The 19,762-nt window shown below is 72.8% G+C and carries 16 protein-coding genes and 1 pseudogene; 6 read left to right on the top strand and 11 right to left on the bottom strand.

Annotation, left to right across the window (positions count from 1 at the left end; all coding sequences use genetic code 11):
• Positions 1-10 precede the first annotated feature (10 nt).
• Positions 11-670 carry a response regulator gene (locus ACZ7IF_RS32470; protein WP_470978871.1) on the bottom strand — a complete coding sequence of 220 codons (660 nt, stop codon included), beginning with the start codon at positions 668-670 and terminating at the stop codon, positions 11-13.
• Positions 667-1,908: a sensor histidine kinase gene (locus ACZ7IF_RS32465; protein WP_470978867.1), complete on the bottom strand. Its 1,242-nt coding sequence runs from the start codon at positions 1,906-1,908 to the stop codon at positions 667-669. The genes ACZ7IF_RS32470 and ACZ7IF_RS32465 overlap by 4 nt, the downstream gene beginning before the upstream one ends.
• A gap of 132 nt (positions 1,909-2,040) precedes the next feature.
• Here ACZ7IF_RS32465 and ACZ7IF_RS32460 point away from each other — a divergent pair, with 132 nt between their 5' ends.
• Together ACZ7IF_RS32460 and ACZ7IF_RS32455 are read left to right on the top strand one after the other, a co-directional pair.
• Positions 2,041-2,949: an ABC transporter ATP-binding protein gene (locus ACZ7IF_RS32460; RefSeq protein ID WP_470978864.1), complete on the top strand. Its 909-nt coding sequence runs from the start codon at positions 2,041-2,043 to the stop codon at positions 2,947-2,949.
• Positions 2,946-3,791 carry an ABC transporter permease gene (locus tag ACZ7IF_RS32455; RefSeq protein WP_470978862.1) on the top strand — a complete coding sequence of 282 codons (846 nt, stop codon included), beginning with the start codon at positions 2,946-2,948 and terminating at the stop codon, positions 3,789-3,791. The genes ACZ7IF_RS32460 and ACZ7IF_RS32455 overlap by 4 nt, the downstream gene beginning before the upstream one ends.
• Before the next feature lie 447 nt (positions 3,792-4,238).
• Here the strand turns inward: ACZ7IF_RS32455 and ACZ7IF_RS32450 are convergent.
• The 9 genes and pseudogenes from ACZ7IF_RS32450 to ACZ7IF_RS32410 all read right to left on the bottom strand — a co-directional run.
• Positions 4,239-6,012 (bottom strand): annotated as a pseudogene (locus ACZ7IF_RS32450) (Tn3 family transposase); the annotation flags it as partial.
• 154 nt (positions 6,013-6,166) lie between these two features.
• Positions 6,167-6,367, bottom strand: a complete 201-nt coding sequence (locus ACZ7IF_RS32445) for a DUF5302 domain-containing protein (RefSeq protein ID WP_470978859.1) — start codon at positions 6,365-6,367, stop codon at positions 6,167-6,169.
• A gap of 122 nt (positions 6,368-6,489) precedes the next feature.
• A complete protein-coding gene (locus ACZ7IF_RS32440) occupies positions 6,490-7,173 on the bottom strand; it encodes a response regulator (RefSeq protein ID WP_470978856.1) in 684 nt (227 codons plus the stop codon).
• A 61-nt stretch (positions 7,174-7,234) separates the two neighbouring features.
• Positions 7,235-7,717, bottom strand: coding sequence for a YqeB family protein (locus ACZ7IF_RS32435; protein ID WP_470978854.1), 483 nt, complete (start codon positions 7,715-7,717; stop codon positions 7,235-7,237).
• A 278-nt stretch (positions 7,718-7,995) separates the two neighbouring features.
• Complete coding sequence (locus ACZ7IF_RS32430; protein ID WP_470978850.1) at positions 7,996-9,615, bottom strand: class I adenylate-forming enzyme family protein; 1,620 nt, start codon at positions 9,613-9,615, stop codon at positions 7,996-7,998.
• A gap of 358 nt (positions 9,616-9,973) precedes the next feature.
• On the bottom strand, positions 9,974-11,752 hold the full coding sequence (locus ACZ7IF_RS32425; RefSeq protein WP_470978847.1) for a condensation domain-containing protein: 1,779 nt from the start codon (positions 11,750-11,752) through the stop codon (positions 9,974-9,976).
• Entirely contained in the window at positions 11,749-12,717 is a 969-nt protein-coding gene (locus ACZ7IF_RS32420; protein ID WP_470978844.1) for an aromatase/cyclase, read from the bottom strand. The genes ACZ7IF_RS32425 and ACZ7IF_RS32420 overlap by 4 nt, the downstream gene beginning before the upstream one ends.
• A 122-nt stretch (positions 12,718-12,839) precedes the next feature.
• Positions 12,840-14,450 carry a class I adenylate-forming enzyme family protein gene (locus ACZ7IF_RS32415; protein ID WP_470978841.1) on the bottom strand — a complete coding sequence of 537 codons (1,611 nt, stop codon included), beginning with the start codon at positions 14,448-14,450 and terminating at the stop codon, positions 12,840-12,842.
• Between the two features lie 153 nt (positions 14,451-14,603).
• Entirely contained in the window at positions 14,604-15,758 is a 1,155-nt protein-coding gene (locus ACZ7IF_RS32410; RefSeq protein ID WP_470978838.1) for a DegT/DnrJ/EryC1/StrS family aminotransferase, read from the bottom strand.
• A gap of 266 nt (positions 15,759-16,024) precedes the next feature.
• Here ACZ7IF_RS32410 and ACZ7IF_RS32405 point away from each other — a divergent pair, with 266 nt between their 5' ends.
• Genes ACZ7IF_RS32405 through ACZ7IF_RS32390 form a run of 4 tightly spaced genes read left to right on the top strand, consistent with a single transcriptional unit; the run spans position 16,025 to position 19,657 of the window.
• Positions 16,025-17,104 carry an acyl-CoA dehydrogenase family protein gene (locus ACZ7IF_RS32405; protein WP_470978835.1) on the top strand — a complete coding sequence of 360 codons (1,080 nt, stop codon included), beginning with the start codon at positions 16,025-16,027 and terminating at the stop codon, positions 17,102-17,104.
• Positions 17,105-17,159: 55 nt separating this feature from the next.
• On the top strand, positions 17,160-17,630 hold the full coding sequence (locus ACZ7IF_RS32400; RefSeq protein ID WP_470978832.1) for a nuclear transport factor 2 family protein: 471 nt from the start codon (positions 17,160-17,162) through the stop codon (positions 17,628-17,630).
• Positions 17,631-17,648: 18 nt separating this feature from the next.
• Positions 17,649-18,716 carry an LLM class flavin-dependent oxidoreductase gene (locus ACZ7IF_RS32395; protein ID WP_470978829.1) on the top strand — a complete coding sequence of 356 codons (1,068 nt, stop codon included), beginning with the start codon at positions 17,649-17,651 and terminating at the stop codon, positions 18,714-18,716.
• Positions 18,713-19,657 carry a 3-hydroxyacyl-CoA dehydrogenase NAD-binding domain-containing protein gene (locus ACZ7IF_RS32390; protein ID WP_470978827.1) on the top strand — a complete coding sequence of 315 codons (945 nt, stop codon included), beginning with the start codon at positions 18,713-18,715 and terminating at the stop codon, positions 19,655-19,657. Before ACZ7IF_RS32395 ends, ACZ7IF_RS32390 begins: the two co-directional genes overlap by 4 nt.
• The last annotated feature ends 105 nt before the right edge of the window (positions 19,658-19,762 follow it).

Genomic DNA, 19,762 nt, shown 5'->3' with positions numbered 1-19,762 from the left:
GTCCGTTCGCTCACTGGGGCGGTGCCACCAGGCCCGCCTCATAGGCCAGGATCACCAGCTGCACCCGGTCGCGGGCATCGAGCTTGGCGAGCAGGCGGGTCAGGTAAGTCTTGGCGGTAGCGATGCTGATGCAGAGCTCGCCTGCGATCTCCGTATTGGACAGGCCCCTGCCGACGAGGGTCAGCACCTCGCGTTCCCGGGCGGTGATGCCGCCGAGCTTCGCCCGCCGCGGCTGTGACGCTGCGGGTCGGGCGGTGAACTCTTTGATCAGCCGACGTGTGACAGCCGGTGCGATCAGCGCGTCCCCGGCGGCAACGATCCGGATTGCGGAGAGGATGTCGTCCAGGGCCATGTCCTTGACGAGGAATCCGGACGCGCCGGCGTGCAGCGCCCCGTAGACGTAGTCGTCGTCGTCGAAGGTCGTCAGGACGACGACGCGTGCGGAGCCGGCGCCCTTCGTGATCAGCCGGGTGGCCTCGATGCCGTCCATGCCGGGCATCCGGAGGTCCATCACGACGACGTCGGGGGCGAGTTCCTCCGTCAGTCGTACCGCTTCCGCGCCGTTTCCGGCCTCGCCCACCACCTCGATGTCCGCGGTGTCGGTGATGACCATCTGCAGAGCGGCGCGGACCAGGGGCTGGTCGTCGGTGAGTACGACACGGATGGTCATCTGGCTCCCGCCTCGGTCGTTGCCGGTAGCGGCAATCTGACCGCTACCAGGAAGCCGCCCCCGGGACGGGGCCCGGCTGTGAAATCGCCGTGCAGCAGGGCGGCCCGCTCGCGCATGCCGATCAGGCCGTATCCGCTGTCCGTGCTGGTGCCGCCGCCTTTCCCTCGGTCCGAGACCTCGACCGCGAGTTCGTCCGCGCGGTAGTCGACGAGCACGAGGCAGGAATCGGCCCCCGAGTGCCGTACGGCGTTGGTCACCGACTCCTGGACGATCCGGAACGCCGCTAGGTCGATGTCAGCGGGCAGCGGGCGACGCCGGCCCTGCCAGCACACCTCCACGCGGACACCGGCGGCCATGGCCGCCGTGGCGAGCTGTTCCACGTCCGACAGGCCGGCGGCCGGCTGCAGAGACGCTGGTGCACGCCCATGGTCTTGGCCGGGGCCTTCCTGATCCTGGTCGGCCTCTCGCAGGGCGCCGAGCATCCGGCGCAGCCCGGACAGGGTCTCGCGCCCCGCCTTCTCCACGGTGAGCATCGCCTCCCGGGCCCTGGCCGGCTGGGTCTCGACGACCCGGGCTGCGGCGCCGGCCTGCAGGGCGATGATGCCGATGCTGTGGGCGACGGTGTCGTGCATTTCGCGGGCGATGCGCAGCCGTTCGGCGGTGACGGCCTGCGCGGCGGCCCGTGCGTACAGCTCTTCGGTGTGGGCCCGGGCCTGATGGACCGAGTTGCCGATGAGCCAGGCGATGGCCACGGTCAGGGCCAGGAAGGGCTCAGGAGCGATCCCGGAGTCGTCCCCCGCGACCAGCCGCAGCATGAAATAGCAGGTGAGCACGCCGAGTGCCCCCGCGGCCGCCGCGAGCGAGTTCCGCCGGGACCGGATGGCCGCGATGTAGCAGAGGGCCACATCCACTGCCAGGAACTGCAGGGGCGGGATTTCGTCCTGGCGCCAGGCCACCGTCGAGGCGACCGTACCGGCGATCACCAGTGCGTACGCCGACGAAGTACTGCGGCGCAGCACCGCACTACCGGCCAGGACCAGCATGAAGGCGAGCGCAAGCAGAGCCCTGGCGCCAAGCGAATCGAGCCCGCCCCGGGGAAAGTTGAGCGAGTACGTCGGCCCCGGCGGCATCACGACGTACTGGACGATGGGCTCCACCGCTGCCGCCAACCACGCCAGCGCTGTCCACAGGCCCGGCGGTATGCGCTTGAGTAGCGGCAAAGACACGGAGGCTGACATCTGGTGATCGTATCCGTGTGCTGTTGAGGGGCCATCGACCCGCGGTTGTACAACCGGGGTTGACACTCGCGCCCGGCGATTGTCAGCTCCGGCCCGACGACCGGCGGGGCCGCCCCCGGCACCGTTGTCCCCGTGATCGAAGTCAACGAACTCACGAAGCGGTACGGCGGCACGACGGCCGTCAACGACCTGACCTTCACCGTGCGACCCGGCCAGGTGACCGGGTTCCTCGGACCGAACGGCGCCGGCAAGAGCACCACGCTGCGGATGATCCTCGGCCTCCACGAGCCCACCAGCGGCACCGTCACCATCGACGGCCGCCCTTTTCGTGACCGCCCCCGCGGCCTGCGCCACATCGGCGCTCTCCTCGACGCGCACGACGTGCACGGCGGGCGCAGCGCGCGGGCGCAACTGTCCGCCCTGGCCCGCAGCAACCGCATACCGCAGCGTCGGGTGGAGGAGGTGCTGCGGGAGGTCGGCCTCGCCGACGTCGCCCGCCGCCGCATCGGAGGATTCTCGCTCGGCATGAAACAGCGGCTCGGCATCGCCTCCGCCCTGCTCGGCGATCCACCGGTCCTGCTCTTCGACGAACCGCTCAACGGCCTCGACCCGGAAGGAGTGAAGTGGGTGCGCGACCTGTTCAGGCAGCTCGCCGCCGAAGGCCGCGCCGTATTCGTCTCCAGCCATCTCATGTCCGAGATGGAGCACACCGCCGACCATCTGATCGTCATCGGCCGCGGCGAACTGATCGCGGCGGAAAGCCTCACCGAGTTCTCGGCCCGCGGCACCCGGCAGAGCGCCGTGGTCGGTACCACCGCCGCGGCCGTCCTGAGGGACCTGCTGACGGCCGAGGGCGCAGTCGTACACGCACAAGGCGAGCTGCTCACCGTCACCGGTCTGACCGCGGTCCGGATCGGTGAGATCGCCCTGGAGCACCGTATTCCGCTGCATCACCTCAGCACCCGGTCCGCCTCCCTGGAAGAGGCGTTCATGGAGATCACCGCCGACAGCGTGCAATACCTCGCAGGAGACCCCCAGTGACCACGACATACGCTCCCGCCAGCGAACTCGGCGCCGACGAACCCCGCGCCCGCTTTCACGACCTGGTCGCCGCCGAATGGATCAAGATCCGGTCGCTGCGCTCGACCTGGATCGCCTACGGGGCCACCGCCCTGGCCGTCATCGCGTTCAACGCGGGCACCGCCTACGACACGTACAGCTACTGGCCACAGCGGACCGCGGCGGACCGGGCCGACTTCGTCCGGGACGGAATTCCGCTGCAGGAGGCGTTCACGGCGAACGCCGCCATGGTCATGATGCTCGCCCTCGGTGCCCTCGGCGCCGTCGCGATCATCGGCGAGTACAGCACGGGCACCATTCGTACGACGTTCGCGGCCGTTCCGGCCCGCCGTTCGGTGATGGCCGCCAAAACGGTGGTCGTCACGGCGGTCACCACCGTCTTCGGCGCGATCGTCGCAGGGGTCTCGTTCGGCCTGACGCAGGCGATCCTCGGCGGCCGGGGCGCAGGCATATCGATCAGCTACCCGGGCGCCCTGCGCGTCGTAGTGGCGTCCGCCCTCCTTGCGCCGGTGTGCGCGGTCGCCGGCATGGCCATCGGCTCCGTCATCAGGCACACCTCGGCCACCATGATCGTCTCGGTGGTAGCCATCCTCGTGCTGCCCATCGTCTTCACCGACGGCCGCCACTGGTCGGCGGTCGCCGGGCACGCCACGCTCTACCAGGCGTGGTCACGGCTCGTGGAGGTCGGCTCCCCCCGGACCGACTTTCCGTGGACGACCGGCGGAGCCTGGACCGTCTACGCGGTGTGGGCGCTCACCACAGCCGTGCTCGCCGTCACCAGCGCGCAACGGCGCGACCAGTGAGAGGGCCGGTCGGCCAACTGCCCGGGTGGCAGATGGTCGCCCGCACCTGGGAGCAGTTAGTAGTCGGCTCTGCCGTCTCGGCGTCGCCGCCGTTACGCCGAGACCGGCAAGAATCAGCCTGACCGAGACACGTTCTCCGCCCGCCCCGCCTACCGGGCCCGCCGCACGTAACCGGTACGCGAAGCGGGCACCACCGCCGTCGGCGCTTCGGCTTCCGGTACCGATTCCGCGTCGCTGACGAGTTACGGACGCCACAGCCATGACGGCCGCGACCAGGATGACGGGTTGGCGGCATCATTCCTCATCGACGGCATCCGTGCGCCACCACATCAACATGCTCGGCAGGTACTCCTTCCAGCTCCCCGACCCGCCGGGCGGCCTGCGGCCCGAGAGGCGGACCACATCCTCGTCGCGTACATCGAAGCCGTCGGCCCGCAGCTGGGTGATGGCGGCATCCATGTAGCGGGTGTTGAACAGCACCAGAGCGTTCAGCACGAGCCCGAGGGCGCCGATCTGGTCCTTCATGCCGTCCTGGTAGCGCTGGTAGAGCTGCCCGGCCTTGCCGTGGAAGATCTTCCGCGCGAGCGCGTGACGGCCCTCCTGGAGGTTGGCCTGCACCTTGATCTTCCGCCGGTAGGCCGGCTCGTCTGCCAGGCGCAGGATGTGCAGGGTCTTGGCGATCCGCCCGTAGTGCGCGATCGCGTCGCCCAGCGGGGTGGGCCGTCCGTCGCGCGACAGCATCCGGATCACGTCGTAGGCCCGGACGGCTCCGGTGTGGATGGAGCCGATGATCCGCAGGATGTCCTCCCAGTGCCGATCTATCCAGACCAGGTCGACCCGGCCCCTGGGCCGCGTCTTGGAACGCGCCGTAGTCGGCGGCACGGTCGATGCGCCACATCTTCTGGTCCGGCAGGTCAGCCAGCTGCGGCGCATAGGTGAACCCCGCCAAGGTCAGCAGGCCAAAGCACCAGACGCCGCCACGACCCGGCCAGCAGCTCGGTGTCGATCTCGGCCGGGCCGACCTTCTTACGGCCCATCAACTCCGGCAGCGACTTCAGCGCAGCCAGGACCGGAGCGCCCTCCGGGGTGGCGTCGAAATCCACGACCTTCACCAGGAGCTTCAGGAACGGCCGCACCGTGCCGAACCGGGTGACCAGCATCGCCCGCCATGCCTGGTCCGCATCGGAGTCCAGCGGCGGCGCCAGCTCGAACAGCGCGGCAATCGCGGCGGCCAGCTCGCTGCGCGGCACCACCGCCTCGATCTGTTCCCACATCGCCGCCAGCGTCTCCACCTTCGGCGCCTTGATCTCCCCGGTATCGGTGTCGATCTGCTCGGAGGTGGTGTCGAAGACGACTTGGAACGCGGTCGCCAGCTTCGCCCCGGCCCGCTCGACCCTCGGCAGGGTCTTCATCTTCTCCTTGGCCGTCTCCCGCTCGGCCTTGGCCAGCAGCTTGGTGGCGATCAGCACCTCCAGGAGGTCCAAGGCGTCATCGACCGCCCGCGTCGTCAGGTGCACCGCGGTGGCCAGCAGCGTCGCCAGACGCCGCGCGTCGTTGTGGCGCTTGAGCAGCGTCGCCTTGCCGTCCACCCCGTACCTCGACAGCTCCGCCAGCCGGCGCGGCGGTATCCCCGACACGTCCAGCTCACCCATGCCCAGGTCGGCGATCTCCTCCGCCCGGGCCAGCGACCACTTCATCTGCGGACCCGACACCCGCACCGTTCCCGCGCCGCAGCCGGTCCGGCTCCGAGACCCGCGAACCGGCAGGCACCGTCAGCAGCGAGTCCAGCACCGCCCGCTGGCCGGTGTTCAGCAGCCCGTACAGGGTGTCCCACAGTCGCTGGTTCGCCGCCTCCCGGACACTGCCCACCAGCCGTGACAGGCGGCTCGCCCCGGGAAGGAGCACCCTGCGCTCGCGCAGCCGCCCGGCTGCCGCGTCGAACAACGCCTTCGGCCCGTCCCCGGTCGTCCAGGCCCGCGCGTCCACCACTCACCCAGCTCGGCCGAGACCTCGGCGAAGTCCCGCCACCCCCGGCTTCCTGGATCTCCCCGGCGTGGGTGCGAGCAGTCCCGTCCCGCTCGCCGTATTCCTTCAGGCACGACGGGTCCTCGATCTCCAGCTGCTCGGCCAGATACTCGGCCACCTCCGCCGGCACCTGCCGCGGGTCCGGCATGAACCGGCCCAAGTAGCGCACGCTCGTGAGCTGGACCGCGTACCCGAGCGGGCTGGGCGTCTTCGACGGGTTGCTCGACGCGGTGTTCCGCCCGGTCGGCTGACCGGGCGGAATTCCGCCCGGCGGGAATACGAGAAAAGGCTGCCGCGATCCGATGGGGGATTCGGATCGCGGCAGCCTGGGCGGGGTGTCAGGGGATGGTTCAGCCGGCCTTGCGGCGGAAGGTCCGGCCCTGGCCGCTGGGGCCGCTGCTGCCCTTGAGCTTCAGGCCGCCCGCGTTGTGTGCCTGCTGGGAGCGGGTGGCGCGGGCCTTGCGCTCCAGAGCCTCGCGGAACCTGGCCTTGTCATCGGGCTCGACGGCTTCGGCGGCTTCGACGGCTTCGTTTTCCGGTGTATCGGACATGGGATACCTCCTGTTTTTTCCGGAGCGGATTTATTGTGTCATCCGGGCAGGACCGCGGCGACCCGGTTGTCGATCACCGGTGGAATTCCGGCAGAGAATTGACGAACCATCACGGTCCGGCGTCAGGAACGGTCTTCCGGATTTCCGGCGTCGTGCACGAACAGCGCGACCTGGACCCGGTTGTTGAGGCCGAGTTTGGCCAGGATCCCGGAAACGTGGGTCTTGACCGTGGAGACGCCGAGACAGAGCGCCGCGCCGATCTCCGCGTTCGACTTGCCCTGGCCGATGCCGAGGGCCACCGCCCGCTCGCGCTCGTTGAGGACCGCCAGCCGCTCCTCGGCGTCCTGCCCGCCCCTGTCCTCGGGCAGCGCCACGACCTTGTCGATGAGCCGCCGCATGACGGCCGGCGACAGCACCGGCCGGCCCTGGGCCGCCCGCCGGACGGCCTCGACGAGCTCCGCCGGCGGGGTGTCCTTCAACGCGAAGCCGGCGGCGCCCGCGCGCAGGGCGCGCAGCACGTACTCGTCGGCGCCGAAGGTGGTGAGCACCAGGACCTCGGGGGCGTCGCTCATGGCGCGCAGCGCCTCGGTGGCCGCCAGCCCGTCCATGACCGGCATGCGGATGTCCATCGGCACCACGTCGGGACGGTGCCGGCGCACCAGCTCGACCGCCTCGGCGCCGTCACCGGCCTCGGCCACGATCCGCAGGTCCGGGGCTCCGCCGAGCATCACCGACAGCCCCATGCGCACGAGCGGGTCGTCGTCCGCGATCAGCACGTCGACCGTGGACTGCTCGGCTGTGGTCATTCGGCGAGCATATCCGCAGCCGGGCCGCCGGGACTCCGGACTCCGGTGCTCCCGCCGCCGGTCAGCGGTGCAGCCGGCGCCAGTACTGGGACTCGTTCCGGTCGCGCACGACGAGGTCGAGGCGCTGGAGGTCGAGGCGCAGTTCCCCGAGTTCGCCGACCGCGCCCGGCTGCTTCAGGAGCTGCCGTCGGGCCTTGAACAGCGCGTGTGCCTGGGCGGGCAGTTGGGGGCTCTCCGGCACCCAGAGCCGGAACTCCGCCCCGTGGGGATCCTCGTCCGACCAGGTGTAGCCGTGTCCGGTGAAGGCGTCGGCGAGCCTGCGCCGGTCCTGGTCGCAGTCCTCGCGGGCGAGTTCCTCGGTGCCGTGGCCGAGCAGGACGAGCTGCTTGCCGTCGCGGAAGGCCATGGCTATGTCGGCGCGCGCGAATTCCCTCGGCTCTCCCCTACGGGTGAGCAGCACCCGGGTGTCGGACACGGTGACGGACAGTTCGCCGAACTTGACGAGGAAGCCCCCGATCAGGCCCGCCAGGCCGCCCGCGGCCACCGCCCGTCCAGTCGGGCCCCGGCTCCGGGGCCGCCTGCGTGCGGCTCCGCGCGGTCGCCACCGCGTAGGCCACCGCGAGCAGGAACAGAAGGGTGTCCACGGTCCGGTCCCGTGGACTCCTGCGGGCGGGAACGGGCCGGGGCAGTCGTGAAGTGGGGCACGGATCGGACGTTACCTTCGTGATCTCTTCCCGCCGCGGGTCAGGACGGTGGACGGTACTTTGGTCGGACCGCCGCGGACCTTGGTCCCGGACGGCCCGCCGGACGGCGTGGAGTGGTTCAGGCCGCCGCTTCGGCGGCGGCGCGGGTACGGACGGTGCGGCGCAGCTCGCCGCGTACGGGCTTGCCGACGGGGGTGCGCGGGACGGCGTCGATGGCCTCGACGCGGCGGATCCGTTCGAAGGGCGCCAGGCGGGTGTTGGCGCGGGCGGCGATCTCCTCCAGTACGGCGGGGCCGGCGGCCGCGTGGTCGCGGAGAACGACGCCGGCCCAGGTGACCGATCCGTGCACGGCGTCGGGCCAGCCGACGACCGCGCACTCGGCGACCCGCGGGTCGGAGCCGAGGATCCGCTCGACCGCGCTGGGCGAGACGAGTTCGCCGTCGTGCAGGAACACGTCCCCGAGCCGGTCGACGAGGAACAGGTCTCCGTCGGGGCCGATCCGGCCGATGTCCCCGGTGGAGAACCAGCCGTCCGCGTCGGCGGGCGGTTCGCTCTCGCCGAGGTAGCCGGCCATCAGCTGGGGGCCGCGCACCTGCACCTCGCCGGTCTCGCCCGGGCCCAACGGCTCCCGTGTCTCGGGGTGCACGAGGCGGCATTCGGTGCCGGGCACGGGGGTGCCGACCGAGCCGGGCACCGGCCGGTCCGGCCTCTGCGAGTGGGTGAGCGGGGAGAATTCGGCGAGGCCGTAGCCCTGGATGACGGGTACGCCGAGCCGCTCGCCCAGGATCCGGGCGGCGTCCGAGGACAGGGCGCTGCCGCCGGACAGCACGGCGCGCAGCCGGGGGCCGGCGGGGACGCCGGGAAGGGCGGCGGGGCCGCGCAGCCGTTCGTCGGCGGCGAGCCGGTGCAGGCGGGCGGGCAGCTCGTAGTAGTGAGTGGCTCCGGTGCTCTCTGCGAGCGCGAGCGCGGCCAGTGGTTCCGGGTCTGGGCACAGCACCTGGCAGGCGCCCGCGTGGACGGCCGAGTTGAGGTGCATCGGCGGGTAGAGCGGCAGGTGGTTGAGGACGACGGAGCCGGCGTCGAGGTGGTGCGCGGCGGCGGTCTGCGCGGCGTTGGCGACGAGGCTGCGGTGGGTCAGCCGCACCCCCTTGGCGCGGCCGGTGGTGCCGGTCGTGAACTGTACGCAGACCTCCGCGCCGGGGTCGAAGGCGGCGGGCTCGCCGGGGGCCGCGCGGCGGGTGGCGGCGGCGACCGCGTCCACGACGAGGTCCACCGGGACGGTGTCCCCGGGGACGGGGTCGTCCCCGGCGCCGGTGACCAGGACGAGCGAGAGACAGGGCGGGCGGCCGTCGGCGTCGGCGAGCAGTTCGGCGGTGGCGCGGGGGACGAAGGCGAGTTCCGCTCCGGCCGAGGCCAGCACCTTCACGAGGCGGGTGGGCGAGACGAGCGGGTTCAGCAGGACGACGGTGTTGCCGCTGCGGACGGTGCCGTAGTAGGCGGCGGGGAAGTCGGCGTCGAGGGTGTTGGCGACCCCGACGCGGGCTCCGCGCCGGCCGACCGAGCACTCCAGGAAGGCGGCGATCCGGTCGGCCCGGGCGTCGAGTTCGCCGAAGGTCAGCGTCCGTTCGCCCACGCGGAGCGCGGGGGCGTCGGGGGCGCGTTCGGCGGCTCGGCGGAGCAGTCCGTCGAGTGACAGGTGCGGGATGTGCGTCGGTTCCGGTTGGGCGAGGGCCGGCACGGCTCTGCTCCCCTCTGCGCTGGGCGCTCCCGGTGACAGGGCCATACCAAGGTCGGCGTCGGCGGTTGAAGGTCCCTGCAGGACCGCTCGAAGCGTGCTGGGGCTGTGGCCGGAGAGGCTTGCCGGGTCTCGGTGTCCGGCGCGGTGCATCGCAAGGCGGAGGGCCACGGCTCGGCTCGTACCGGACGTGCTTCCGTGGTCCGGCAACGCGGCGAGGTGCCCCGCCTGTTGGCACCTCCCAGCGGTAGCTGGGGAGCGCCGCGACACGGTAAAGCTTTGCGGTCAGCACTAGGGGGTGTCTGACGGATGTCCGCGGCGCCACGACGCTCCTTCCCCACGGACATCCGTCAGGCACCCCCTAGGAGAGCCCCGCCAGGGCCTTCGCGAGGGCCCGGTCGGAGCCGGCGACGACCACCGGCGGGGGGCTCCAGCCGTACGCGGCGACCCGCCGGGCGGCCTCGTTCGCGAGGGCCCGCGCGCCCGGGTACCCGCCGACGGCGACGGGGTCACCGGCGGCCAGGGCGGGGGCCAGCGCGGCCAGGACGACGGCCGGGTCCGGGGCGGTGGTCAGCAGGGCCCGCGCGCCCCGGTGGCGTTCCGCGAGGCGGTCGTAACAGTCCTCGGCGGTGCCGGGCGGCGGGACCAGACAGACCAGCCCGGCCCTGGGCGCGGCGGCCGGGCACAGCACCCTGGGCGCCGGCACGGGGTCCGGGGCGACCCGGGGTGACGGTGCTCCGTGCAGCGGCCCGAGGGCCTCGGCGACGGTGGTGTCGGGCCCGGCCTCCAGCGGCAGCCGCCGCAGCAGCAGGGCGGTCTGCCAGAGCAGTTCGGCGGCGTCCCCGTCCGTGATCCGCGTCCGGTCGTGCACGGCGGTCAGCGTCAGCCCGCCGTCGTGGTCGTGCCGGGCCGAGACGGCGACCGGCATCCCGGTGAGGGCCCCGACGGCCTCGACCGGATCGGGCACCGCGGGCTCGGACGGCCCCGGCGCCCCCGGCAGCGGCGCCGCGGGCTGCCGGCCGGACTCCGGCGGGAGGAACGCCAGCACCGACTCCGTGCGCGGGCTCCCGGGGGCCCAGCCCCGGATCTGCCCCGGCGAGACCCACTCGTACGCCGCGAGGTCGACGGCCCGGCCGGCCAGTTCACCCAGCAGCGCCGAGACCGTCGCCCCGGGGTGCACGTCCACCGCCACCGGCAGCGCGTTCCCGAGGGGTCCCGGCAGCTGCCCGGCCCCCTCCAGCGGGATGCCCCGCCCGGAGACGGCCGCCGAGAAGGCCACCGGCACCGCGCCCGGTGCGCGCCCGGAGCCCGCGCGGTACAGCAGCAGCGCCCAGGCGGCCTGCAGGGCGGTGCTCTCGGCCGCTCCCAGCAGCGCGGCCCAGGCGCGCAGCCGGCCGGCCTCCGCCGGGCTGAGGCGCTGGCGGGTGCGGCCGTGGCCGCGCTGGTGGGTGGGGCCCCTGTCCAGGGCGGGCAGGGTCACGCTCCCGGCGGGCGGGGCGGCCCAGGTCCAGAACGCGCGGGCGGGTGCGAGGTCCCGGGCGCCCACCCAGCGCAGGTGGTCGCGCAGGTCGGGCCGGCGCTCGCCGCCCCGGGGCGGGCCCTCGGCGGCGTAGGCGCGGTGGAAGGAGCGCAGCAGCTGGCGGACGCCCACGGGGTCCAGCAGCGCGCGGTGGTAGGTGAGCAGCACCCGCGTGCCGCCGTCCGCACCGCCGAGCAGGGCGATCCGCAGCGGGCCGGGCCGGGTCAGGTCGAACTCGCGCATCCGCTCGGCGGCGAGCAGCGCCTCCCAGGCCCGCGGACCGGTGCCGCCGGAGCCGTGGTGGGTGATCAGCGGGGCCGCGTACGGGTGCACGGCGAACCGGGGCACGGCCCCGGACCCCGGTGCGGGTTCGACGAGCCCGGTGCGCAGGACGGCCTCCTGGCCGGTGACGGTCTGCCAGGCACGGGCAAAGCGCTCGGCTTCGAGCGGGCCGTTCCAGCACCAGTGCAGCTGCTCGGTGTACATGCCCCGGCCGGGGTGGGTGAGGCCGTCGAGGAGGACGTCGATCTGGACGGGCGCCGCGGGGTGGGTCCATGGCAGGGGGGTTGAGGTGGCCCTCGCGGCGGACGGCGGCGGGCGGTCGCCAGGGGCCGCGTTCACCGCTGCGGGATCAGTGTGTGCACTGCCGTCTCCGCGTGCCGCCGGGCCAGGTGCAGGACGCGGGTGCTCGCGGCGCCCAGGGTGCGGCGTACGTGGTCGCGGGCCTGGGCGAGGTCCGCGCCGGGGCCGAGCACGGGCTCGATGTCCTCCTCGCGGAGCAGCACCTGGTGGGTGGCGACGGCGGTGATCCCGGTTTCGTCGGGGTTGACGGCCCATTCTCCGGTGTGCGCGGCCAGCAGGCGGGGGGTGCGGGTCTGCTTGAAGACGATCCGGCCGGCGTGCGGGAAACAGACCCGGACCGATTCGCTGGTCTCGGTGACGCCGTCGGCGCCCCGGGTGTCCATGCCGAGCAGTTGGACGCCCTGCCGGTCCTCCACGACGTCGGCCCGGGTGATCTCGGGCAGGTGGACGGGCCAGTCGCCGGCCCGGTAGAGGAAGTCGTAGACGAGCTCGGACGGGCCGTGGACGCGTACCGACTCCTCGAAGGTCAGCAGGAGGCCGTCGAGCTTCGTCCAGAGTTCGGCTGTCTCCTTCAGCCGGTCCAGTTCGGCCCGGCTGTTGGTGTCGGTGGCCCGGGTGAGCCACTCCACGCCGGCCGGGTCGTCGTCGCGGGCCGCGAACCGGTGCAGGAGGGTCAGCCGGGAGCGGTCGGTGCCCAGTTCCTCGACGGCCCAGCGGCCGCCCATGGAGGTCGCCGGGGGTGCCGGGACCTCCTGGTGGAAGTCGATGGTCCGCCGCCGGGGGTCCAGGGAACGCCGGGAGACCCAGGAGGTGACCGTTCCGTTGGCGGTGGCCCACATGCCGAAGCGTTCCCGGGTCCCGTCGAAGTCCAGCCGCTCGACGTGGACGCTGGGCGGGACGAACAGCGGCCACTGGGTGGTGTCCGCGATCAGCGCGTAGACCACTCCCGCGGGGGCGGCCACGTCCACCGAGTACGACGTGTGCTGTACACGCTCACCTGACATCGGATCACACCTCTCTCAACCTCGCTCTCGACCATCGCGGGCTTCGGCGGAGGTCCGCTCGAAGGATCCTGGATCCTGGCCTCAGCGGCCGTCCACGGCCCCTCGTGAAGGCATCGCCCGGCTCAGACGGCCGCCTCGGCCGCCGCGCGGCGGCGCAGCGCGCGGCGGAGCGTGCGGCGCTCCGGCTTGCCGGCGGGGGTGCGCGGAACGGCTTCCAGGACCTCGACCCGCCGGATCTGCTCGTGCGGCCCGAGCTGGGCGTTGGCGGCCTCGACGACCGAGTCGAGCACGTCGAGGAGCCCGGGGGCGGTCGGATCGGCGAGGACGATGCCGAGCCAGACGAGGGCTCCGTGGACGGGGTCGGGCCAGCCGACGACGACGCAGTCGTCGACCCGGGGGTCGGCGGCGAGGACGGCTTCGACGGCGGTGGGCGAGACGAGTTGGCTGTCGTACGAGAACACGTCGTCGAGGCGGTCGACGACGTACAGCCCCCCGTCGGGGCCGATCCGGCCGGCGTCCCCGGTGGAGAACCAGCCGTCGGCGTCGGCCGGTGGTCCGCTCTCGCCGAGGTAGCCGGCCATCAGCTGGGGCCCGCGCACCTGTACCTGGCCGGTGTCGCCGGGACCGAGCGGGACGCCGGTCTCCGGGTGCGCGACGCGGCATTCGGTGCCGGGCACGGGCGCGCCGACGGTGCCGGTGCCGGTGCGGCCGTCGGGCCGCTGGGAGTGGGTGAGGGGGGAGAGTTCGACCATTCCGTAGCCCTGGAGCACGGGTACGCCGAGCCGATCGGCCAGCAGCCGGGCGTCGGCGGGGGCGAGGGCGCTGCCGCCGGAGAGGACCACGGTCAGCCGGCCGGGCCGGCCGGGGAGGGGGTGGGGCAGGCCGGCGCCGCGGGGGCCCTCGGCGAAGCGGACGTCGGCGGCGAGCTGGTGCAGGCGGGCCGGGAGCGTGTAGAGGTGGGTGGCTCCGGTGCGGTCGGCCAGTTCGAGGGCGGCCACCGGGCGGGGGCAGGGGCACAGCACCTGGCAGGCGCCCGCGTAGACGGCCGAGTTGAGGTGCATCGGGTGGTAAAGCGGCAGGTTGTTCAGGGTCACCGAGCCGGCGTCGAGGTGGTGGGCGGCGGCGGTCTGCGCGGCGTTGGCGACGAGGTTGCGGTGGGTCAGCCGCACCCCCTTGGGGCGGCCCGTGGTGCCGGTGGTGAACTGGACGCAGGCTTCCGTGTCCGGGTCGAAGGCCGCCGTGGTCCGGGGCGCGGGCCGCGGCGCGGAGTCCAGGGCGACGCACAGCGGGACGGCGTCGGCAGGCACGATCCCGTCGGGCGCGTCGGTGACGACGACCGCGCGCAGCAGGGGCAGCCGGTCGGCGGTCTTGACGAGGAGCTCGGCAGTGGTGGTGGGGACGAAGGCGATCTCGACGCGGGCGTCCTCGCACATGTGGCGCAGCCCTGCGGCCCGGACCAGCGGGTTGAGGAGGACGGCGGTGTTGCCGCTGCGCAGGGTGCCGTAGTAGGCGGCGGGGAACTCCTCGTCGAGGGTGTTGGCGATGCCGACGCGGGCTCCGCGCCTGCCGAGGGTGTGCTCCAGGTAGGCGGCGTAGCGGTCGGCGCGGGCGTCGAGTTCGGCGAAGGTGCGCATGCCGTGCGCGCTGCGGACGGCGCAGGCGGCGGGGTCGCGCAGCGCAGCCCGGCGCAGCAGCCCGTCGAGCGGCAGTTCCGGGTATCTGAAGATCGGCACGGCGCGTCCTCCTGATCAGGTCTGATCCCGCCCTACCACGGTCCCCGGGAGCGGTCGAGTGGGGTTCGAAGGAAGCTCGATCACGCTGCCGCCGGCCCGGCGCAGCGGTCCTCACGCCCGGCCCGGGGGCATGGGCAGGCCGCGCGTCCGCGCTCAGGCCGCGGTTTCGGCGAGCCGTGCGCGCACCGCCTCACGCAGGGCGCCGATGACCGTGGCCACCTCGCCGTCGCTGAGCCCGCAGTGCATGGGGAGGCGTACCGTGCGGTCCACCGCCCAGTCGCAGGCGGGCAGCCCGGCGTCCGGGGGCCCTTCGTCGATTCCGTCGGCCCGGACCCGGTGCAGGGGGGCGTAGTGGGGGGTGGTGTAGATCTCGTCGGCGAGCAGGTCGGCGACGACCTTGTCGCGGATGGCGGGGTCCAGCTGCACCCAGTAGAGGCAGTTGGTGGACTCGTGGCCCTCGGGCAGCGGCGGCGGCGTCAGCAGCCCCTCGGTGCCGGCCAGTTCACTGTCGTACCGCGCGGCGATTTCCCGGCGCCGCTCGACCATCTCGGGGAGCCGGCGCAGCTGTACGGAGCCGATGGCGGCGGTCAGGTCGTTGCCGATGATCCCGCGGCCGTACTCGGGCAGGTCCGGCTCGCCCGGCACCGTGCCGTGGCCGAAGCTGCTGGCGCGCACCAGGCCGCGCCTGGCCAGCAGTCGTGTCCGGGCGGCCCGGTCGGGGTCCTTCGCGTAGACCATGCCGCCGTCGCCCGTGACCAGTACCCGGCCGGGGTCGAAGCTCCACACGGCGAGGTCGCCGAAGGTGCCGGCGTGCGTGCCCTCGACGCGGGACGCGACGGAGCAGGCCCCGTCCTCGATCAGCACGATGCCGAGTTCCCGGCATCGTGCGGCGATCCGGACGACGTCGCCGACCCGGCCGCCGTAGTGGAGCAGGAGCACCGCGCGGGTGCGGTCGGTGAGGGTCGCCTCGATGTCCTCGAGGGAGGGGTTGAGGGTGCGGCGGTCGACGTCGCTGAAGACGGGGCGGCCGCCTCGCCCCGCCACCGCCTCGGCAGTGGCGGGCAGGCCGAAGGAGGACAGGACGACCTCGTCGCCGTCCTGGAGGTCGAGGGTCTCGACGGCCAGGTGCAGGGCGGAAGTGCCGGAGCTGGTGAAGACGACGTGATCGGGCCCGACGCCCAGGTGCTCGGCGAAGGCCGTCTCGAAGGCCCTGCTCCGGCGCCCGCTGCCGAGCCGGCGGTCATGGAACACGTCGGCGACCGCGTCGAGTTCCTCCGCTCCGACCTGGGGCTGAAAGAGATTAATCATGGTCGCCTCTCACGTGCTGCTGTCCGTCCGAGCATGTGAACGGCCCCTCGACCCCCGATCGAGGGCCGGTGGTCCCGTACGCGGCGCTTCGCGCCCGGGCCGCGCGCGGAGCTGGTCGAGCAGCCTTCCAGCGGGCCTGGATCCACCGGGACCAGGGTTGTCACATTGGCACCCGCATGACGCACCGCCACGAAACAGCGAGGAAAGTGGTATTGATGCCGAGCTTTCCGACATCAGGCACGGACCTGCATGTCAGGACACAGGAGTTGGCTTCCGTCGCGAGCCGGTACGCGGAGCGGGCCGATGCCGATCGGGTACTGTCGCCCGCCGTCACCGACGGGATCGTCGACGCGGGCTTCGCCCGGCACTTCGTGCCCGCCCGCCTCGGCGGTTCGGAGGGTACGGCCGCCGATCTGCTGAGCGCCGTCTCCACCCTTGCGCAGGGGTGTACTTCGGCCGCCTGGAGCGCCTCGGTCATCGCGGGGGCGGGCCGGATGGGTGCCTACCTTCCCGAGGAGGGTCAGGACGAACTCTGGGCCAAGGGAGCGAACACCGTCGTGGTGGGCGCGCTGATGCCGCGCGGGAGCGCCACGGCGGTCAGCGGCGGCTGGCGGGTCACGGGTGAGTGGGCCTACACAAGTGCGGTCGGGTTCTCCGACTGGGCCCTGGTCTGCGCGCTGGTGCCGCAGGACGGCGGGCGGGTGCCCTGGTTCTTCGCACTGCCGCGCCGGGACTACGGGGTGGCCGACACCTGGACCTCGCTCGGCATGCGCGGCACCGCCAGCAACACCCTGATCGCTGACAACGTCTTCGTGCCGGCCCACCTCGGCTTCACCCGCCAGGACATGATCGAGGGCCGGAGCATCGGTTCCCGGGCTCGTTGCCACACCGCCCCGCTGCGGCTGCTGAGCGGCCTGCTCTTCGGCGCGCCGGCGCTCGGCGCGGCACGGGCCGCTCTGCGGGTGTGGGCCGATGACGCCCGGACGGGCGCGGACGAGGAAGAGCTCTCGCTGCGCACCTCCCTGGTGCGCGCCACGATCGCCGTCGACGGCGCCGCGCTGCTGCTCGAGCGCGCCGCCGAGGTCGCCGACGCCCCGGCCGCCGGCCCGCTGGAGCTGACGCGCAACCCGGCCGACTGCGCGTACGCCGTGGAGCGGCTGGTGGACGTCGTCGAGCGGCTGCTGCGCGCGAGCGGCAGCTCCGGCCAGCTCGCCGGCCATCCGCTCCAGCGGATCTGGCGGGACGTGCACAGTCTGGCGAGCCATGTGGCACTGCGGTTCGACCCGGCGGCGGGAGCCTACGGATCACAGCTCCTGTACCCCGGTCCCGGGTCCGGCACCCCGTGACAGCAGAGGACGTAACACAGCCGGCTCGCCGGCTCCTTCACGAAAGGCAGATCGTATGAGCGACTCGACCCCCGGCACCGCGCGGACCGCGGCGGACCCCTTCGTCTCCGCCGAGCTCTACGCACAGGTGCAGCAGTTCTACGCCCGCCAGATGGGCCTCCTGGACGGCGGCGACCCCGACGGGTGGGCTCAGACGTTCACGGAGGACGCCGTCTTCCAAGAGGCGAGCCGGCTCGACGAACCGCTGCGCGGACGGACGGCGATCCGGGACTCTTCGCGGGCCCGCAAGAAGCGCCTCGAGGCCGACAAGATCGACTTCCGGCACTGGCTCGGCATGCTCGACGTGCGCCCCGAGCCGGACGGGTCGCTGCGGGCACGCAGCTACGCGCTGGCGATGCGCACCCAGCGCGGCGGCGCACTCGACATCTTCGCCAGCGTGGTCTGCAACGACCACCTGGTGCTCGTGGACGGCACCTGGCAGGTCGCCGAACGGGACCTCCACCACGACGGCTCCGGCCGCGACTGACGAGGCTGAGGAGCTTCAGTGAAATTCGGGATCGTCTTCTTCCCCACCGTCGGCCCCGCCGACAAGTCCGCCCAGCAGTACTTCGACGAGGCCCTGCGGCTCGTCGACCTCGCGGAGGAACTGGGCTTCGACCACGTGAAGATGGTCGAGCACTACTTCTTCTCCTACGGCGGCTACAGCCCCGACCCGGTGACCTTCCTCGCCGCGGCCGCAGGCCGTACCAAGCGGGTGCGGCTGGGCACCAGTGCCACCATTCCCGCCTTCCAGCACCCGGTGAAGCTGGCCGGCAAGCTGGCCATGCTGGACAACATCTCCAACGGCCGGGTCGACGCCGCCTTCGGGCGGGCCTTCCTGCCGGACGAGTTCAAGGCCTTCGGCATCTCCATCGACGAGTCGAAGGACCGGTTCGTCGAGGGCGTCCAGGCGATCAAGCGGCTGTGGAGCGAGGAGGACGTGGTCTTCGACGGCCAGTTCCACCAGTTCGGCCCGGTCACGCTGCTGCCCCGGCCCGTGCAGAGCCCGCACCCGCCGGTGTTCGTGACCACCGCTCGCAGCGCGGAGTCCTGTGCCGAGGCGGGCCGTGACGGGCACAACCTGCAGACGGTGCCGAACGTGATGTCCACCGAGGAGCTGCAGAACCGGCTGGCCATCTACCGCGCCGAGTGGGCCGCGTCCGGGCGCACGCCGGGTACGGAGCAGATCCACTTCAGCTACCCGTGCGTCGTCTCCGAGGACGGCGAGGAGGCCCGGGTCAAGGGCCGGATCGACGACGACCGGAACTCGGCCGCGATCCGGGACGCCGTCGCCTCCTGGGGCACCACCCGCTCCGATGCCTACCCGGGGTACGAGAAGCTGGTGGAGGCCACCAGGACCTCCCACTTCGACGGCAAGATGGAGCAGCAGAAGCTGCTCATCGGCGCTCCCGACCAGGTACGGGCGCAGCTCGAGCAGATCTCCGAGTGGTTCGGTGATGACATCACCATCAGCCTCGGCGTGCACTCGGGCCACCTGTCCTTCGAGGACGCCGCCACCACGATGCGTCTGATGGCCGAGCAGGTCATCCCGAAGCTTGGGGCCGGCGCGTGAGCGCGGAGCGGGAGCGCGTCGTCACAGTGATCGGCGCGGGCACGATCGGGCTGGGCTGGATCGCGCTGTTCCTGGGCCACGGGCTGCACGTACGGGTCAACAGCCGGCGCGAGGACGCGCCGCGCATCGTGGCCGAGGGGCTTGAGCTGTTCGCGCCGTATCTGCCCGAGGGCAGTGCGGACCCTGCGGGCTTCGCCGAGCGGCTCAGCTTCGAGCCCGACCTGGAGCGGGCGGTCGCGGACGCCGACGTCATCGTCGAGAACGCGCCGGAGAACCTGGAGCTCAAGCAGGAGCTGTACGAGCGGATCGGCAAGGCGGCCCCGGCCGGGGCGCTGCTGCTGTCGTCGACCTCCACCCTGAACCCGGACGACATGGGCGCCCGGATGGCCGACTCCAGTCGCCTGGTCGTGGGCCACCCCTTCAACCCGCCGCACGTGGTGCCGCTGGTGGAGGTCGTGGCCGGCGAGCGCACCTCCGCGGAGGCCGTGGAGGAGGCCGTCGCCTTCTTCAGGTCGGTCAGCCGCAAGCCGGTCGTCCTGCACAAGCCGATCATGGCGTTCGCCGCGAACCGGCTCCAGTCCGCCCTGCTGCGCGAGTCGGTGCACCTGGTGCGCGAGGGCGTCGTCACGCTGGAGGAGCTCGACCAGGTGGTCACCACCTCCATCGGGCTGCGCTGGGCGACCGTGGGCCCGTTCCTGGCCTTCCACCTGGGTGGCGGCCAGGGTGGTCTGCGCAAGTGGCTGGGCACGCTCGGCTCCAACCTGGAGCGCGGCTGGGAGGGGCTCGGGCGTCCGCCGATGGACGCCGAGACCATCCGCTCGCTCATCGAGCAGGCGGAGGCGGCCTACGGCTCGAAGACGTACGAAGAGCACGTGCGCGAGCGTGACGCCAAGCAGACGGCCATCCTGCGCTCTCTCGCCGCGGTTTCCGGCGAGGAGTGAGCTCGGCGCGCTGAGGGGGGGGGGGGGGGGGGGGGGGGGGGGGGGGGGGGGGGGGGGGGGGGGGGGGGGGGGGGGGGGGGGGGGGGGGGGGGGGGGGGGGGGGGG

This window comes from Streptomyces sp. NPDC037421, assembly GCF_055602105.1.
This window is presented reverse-complemented; position numbering and strand designations above follow the sequence as displayed.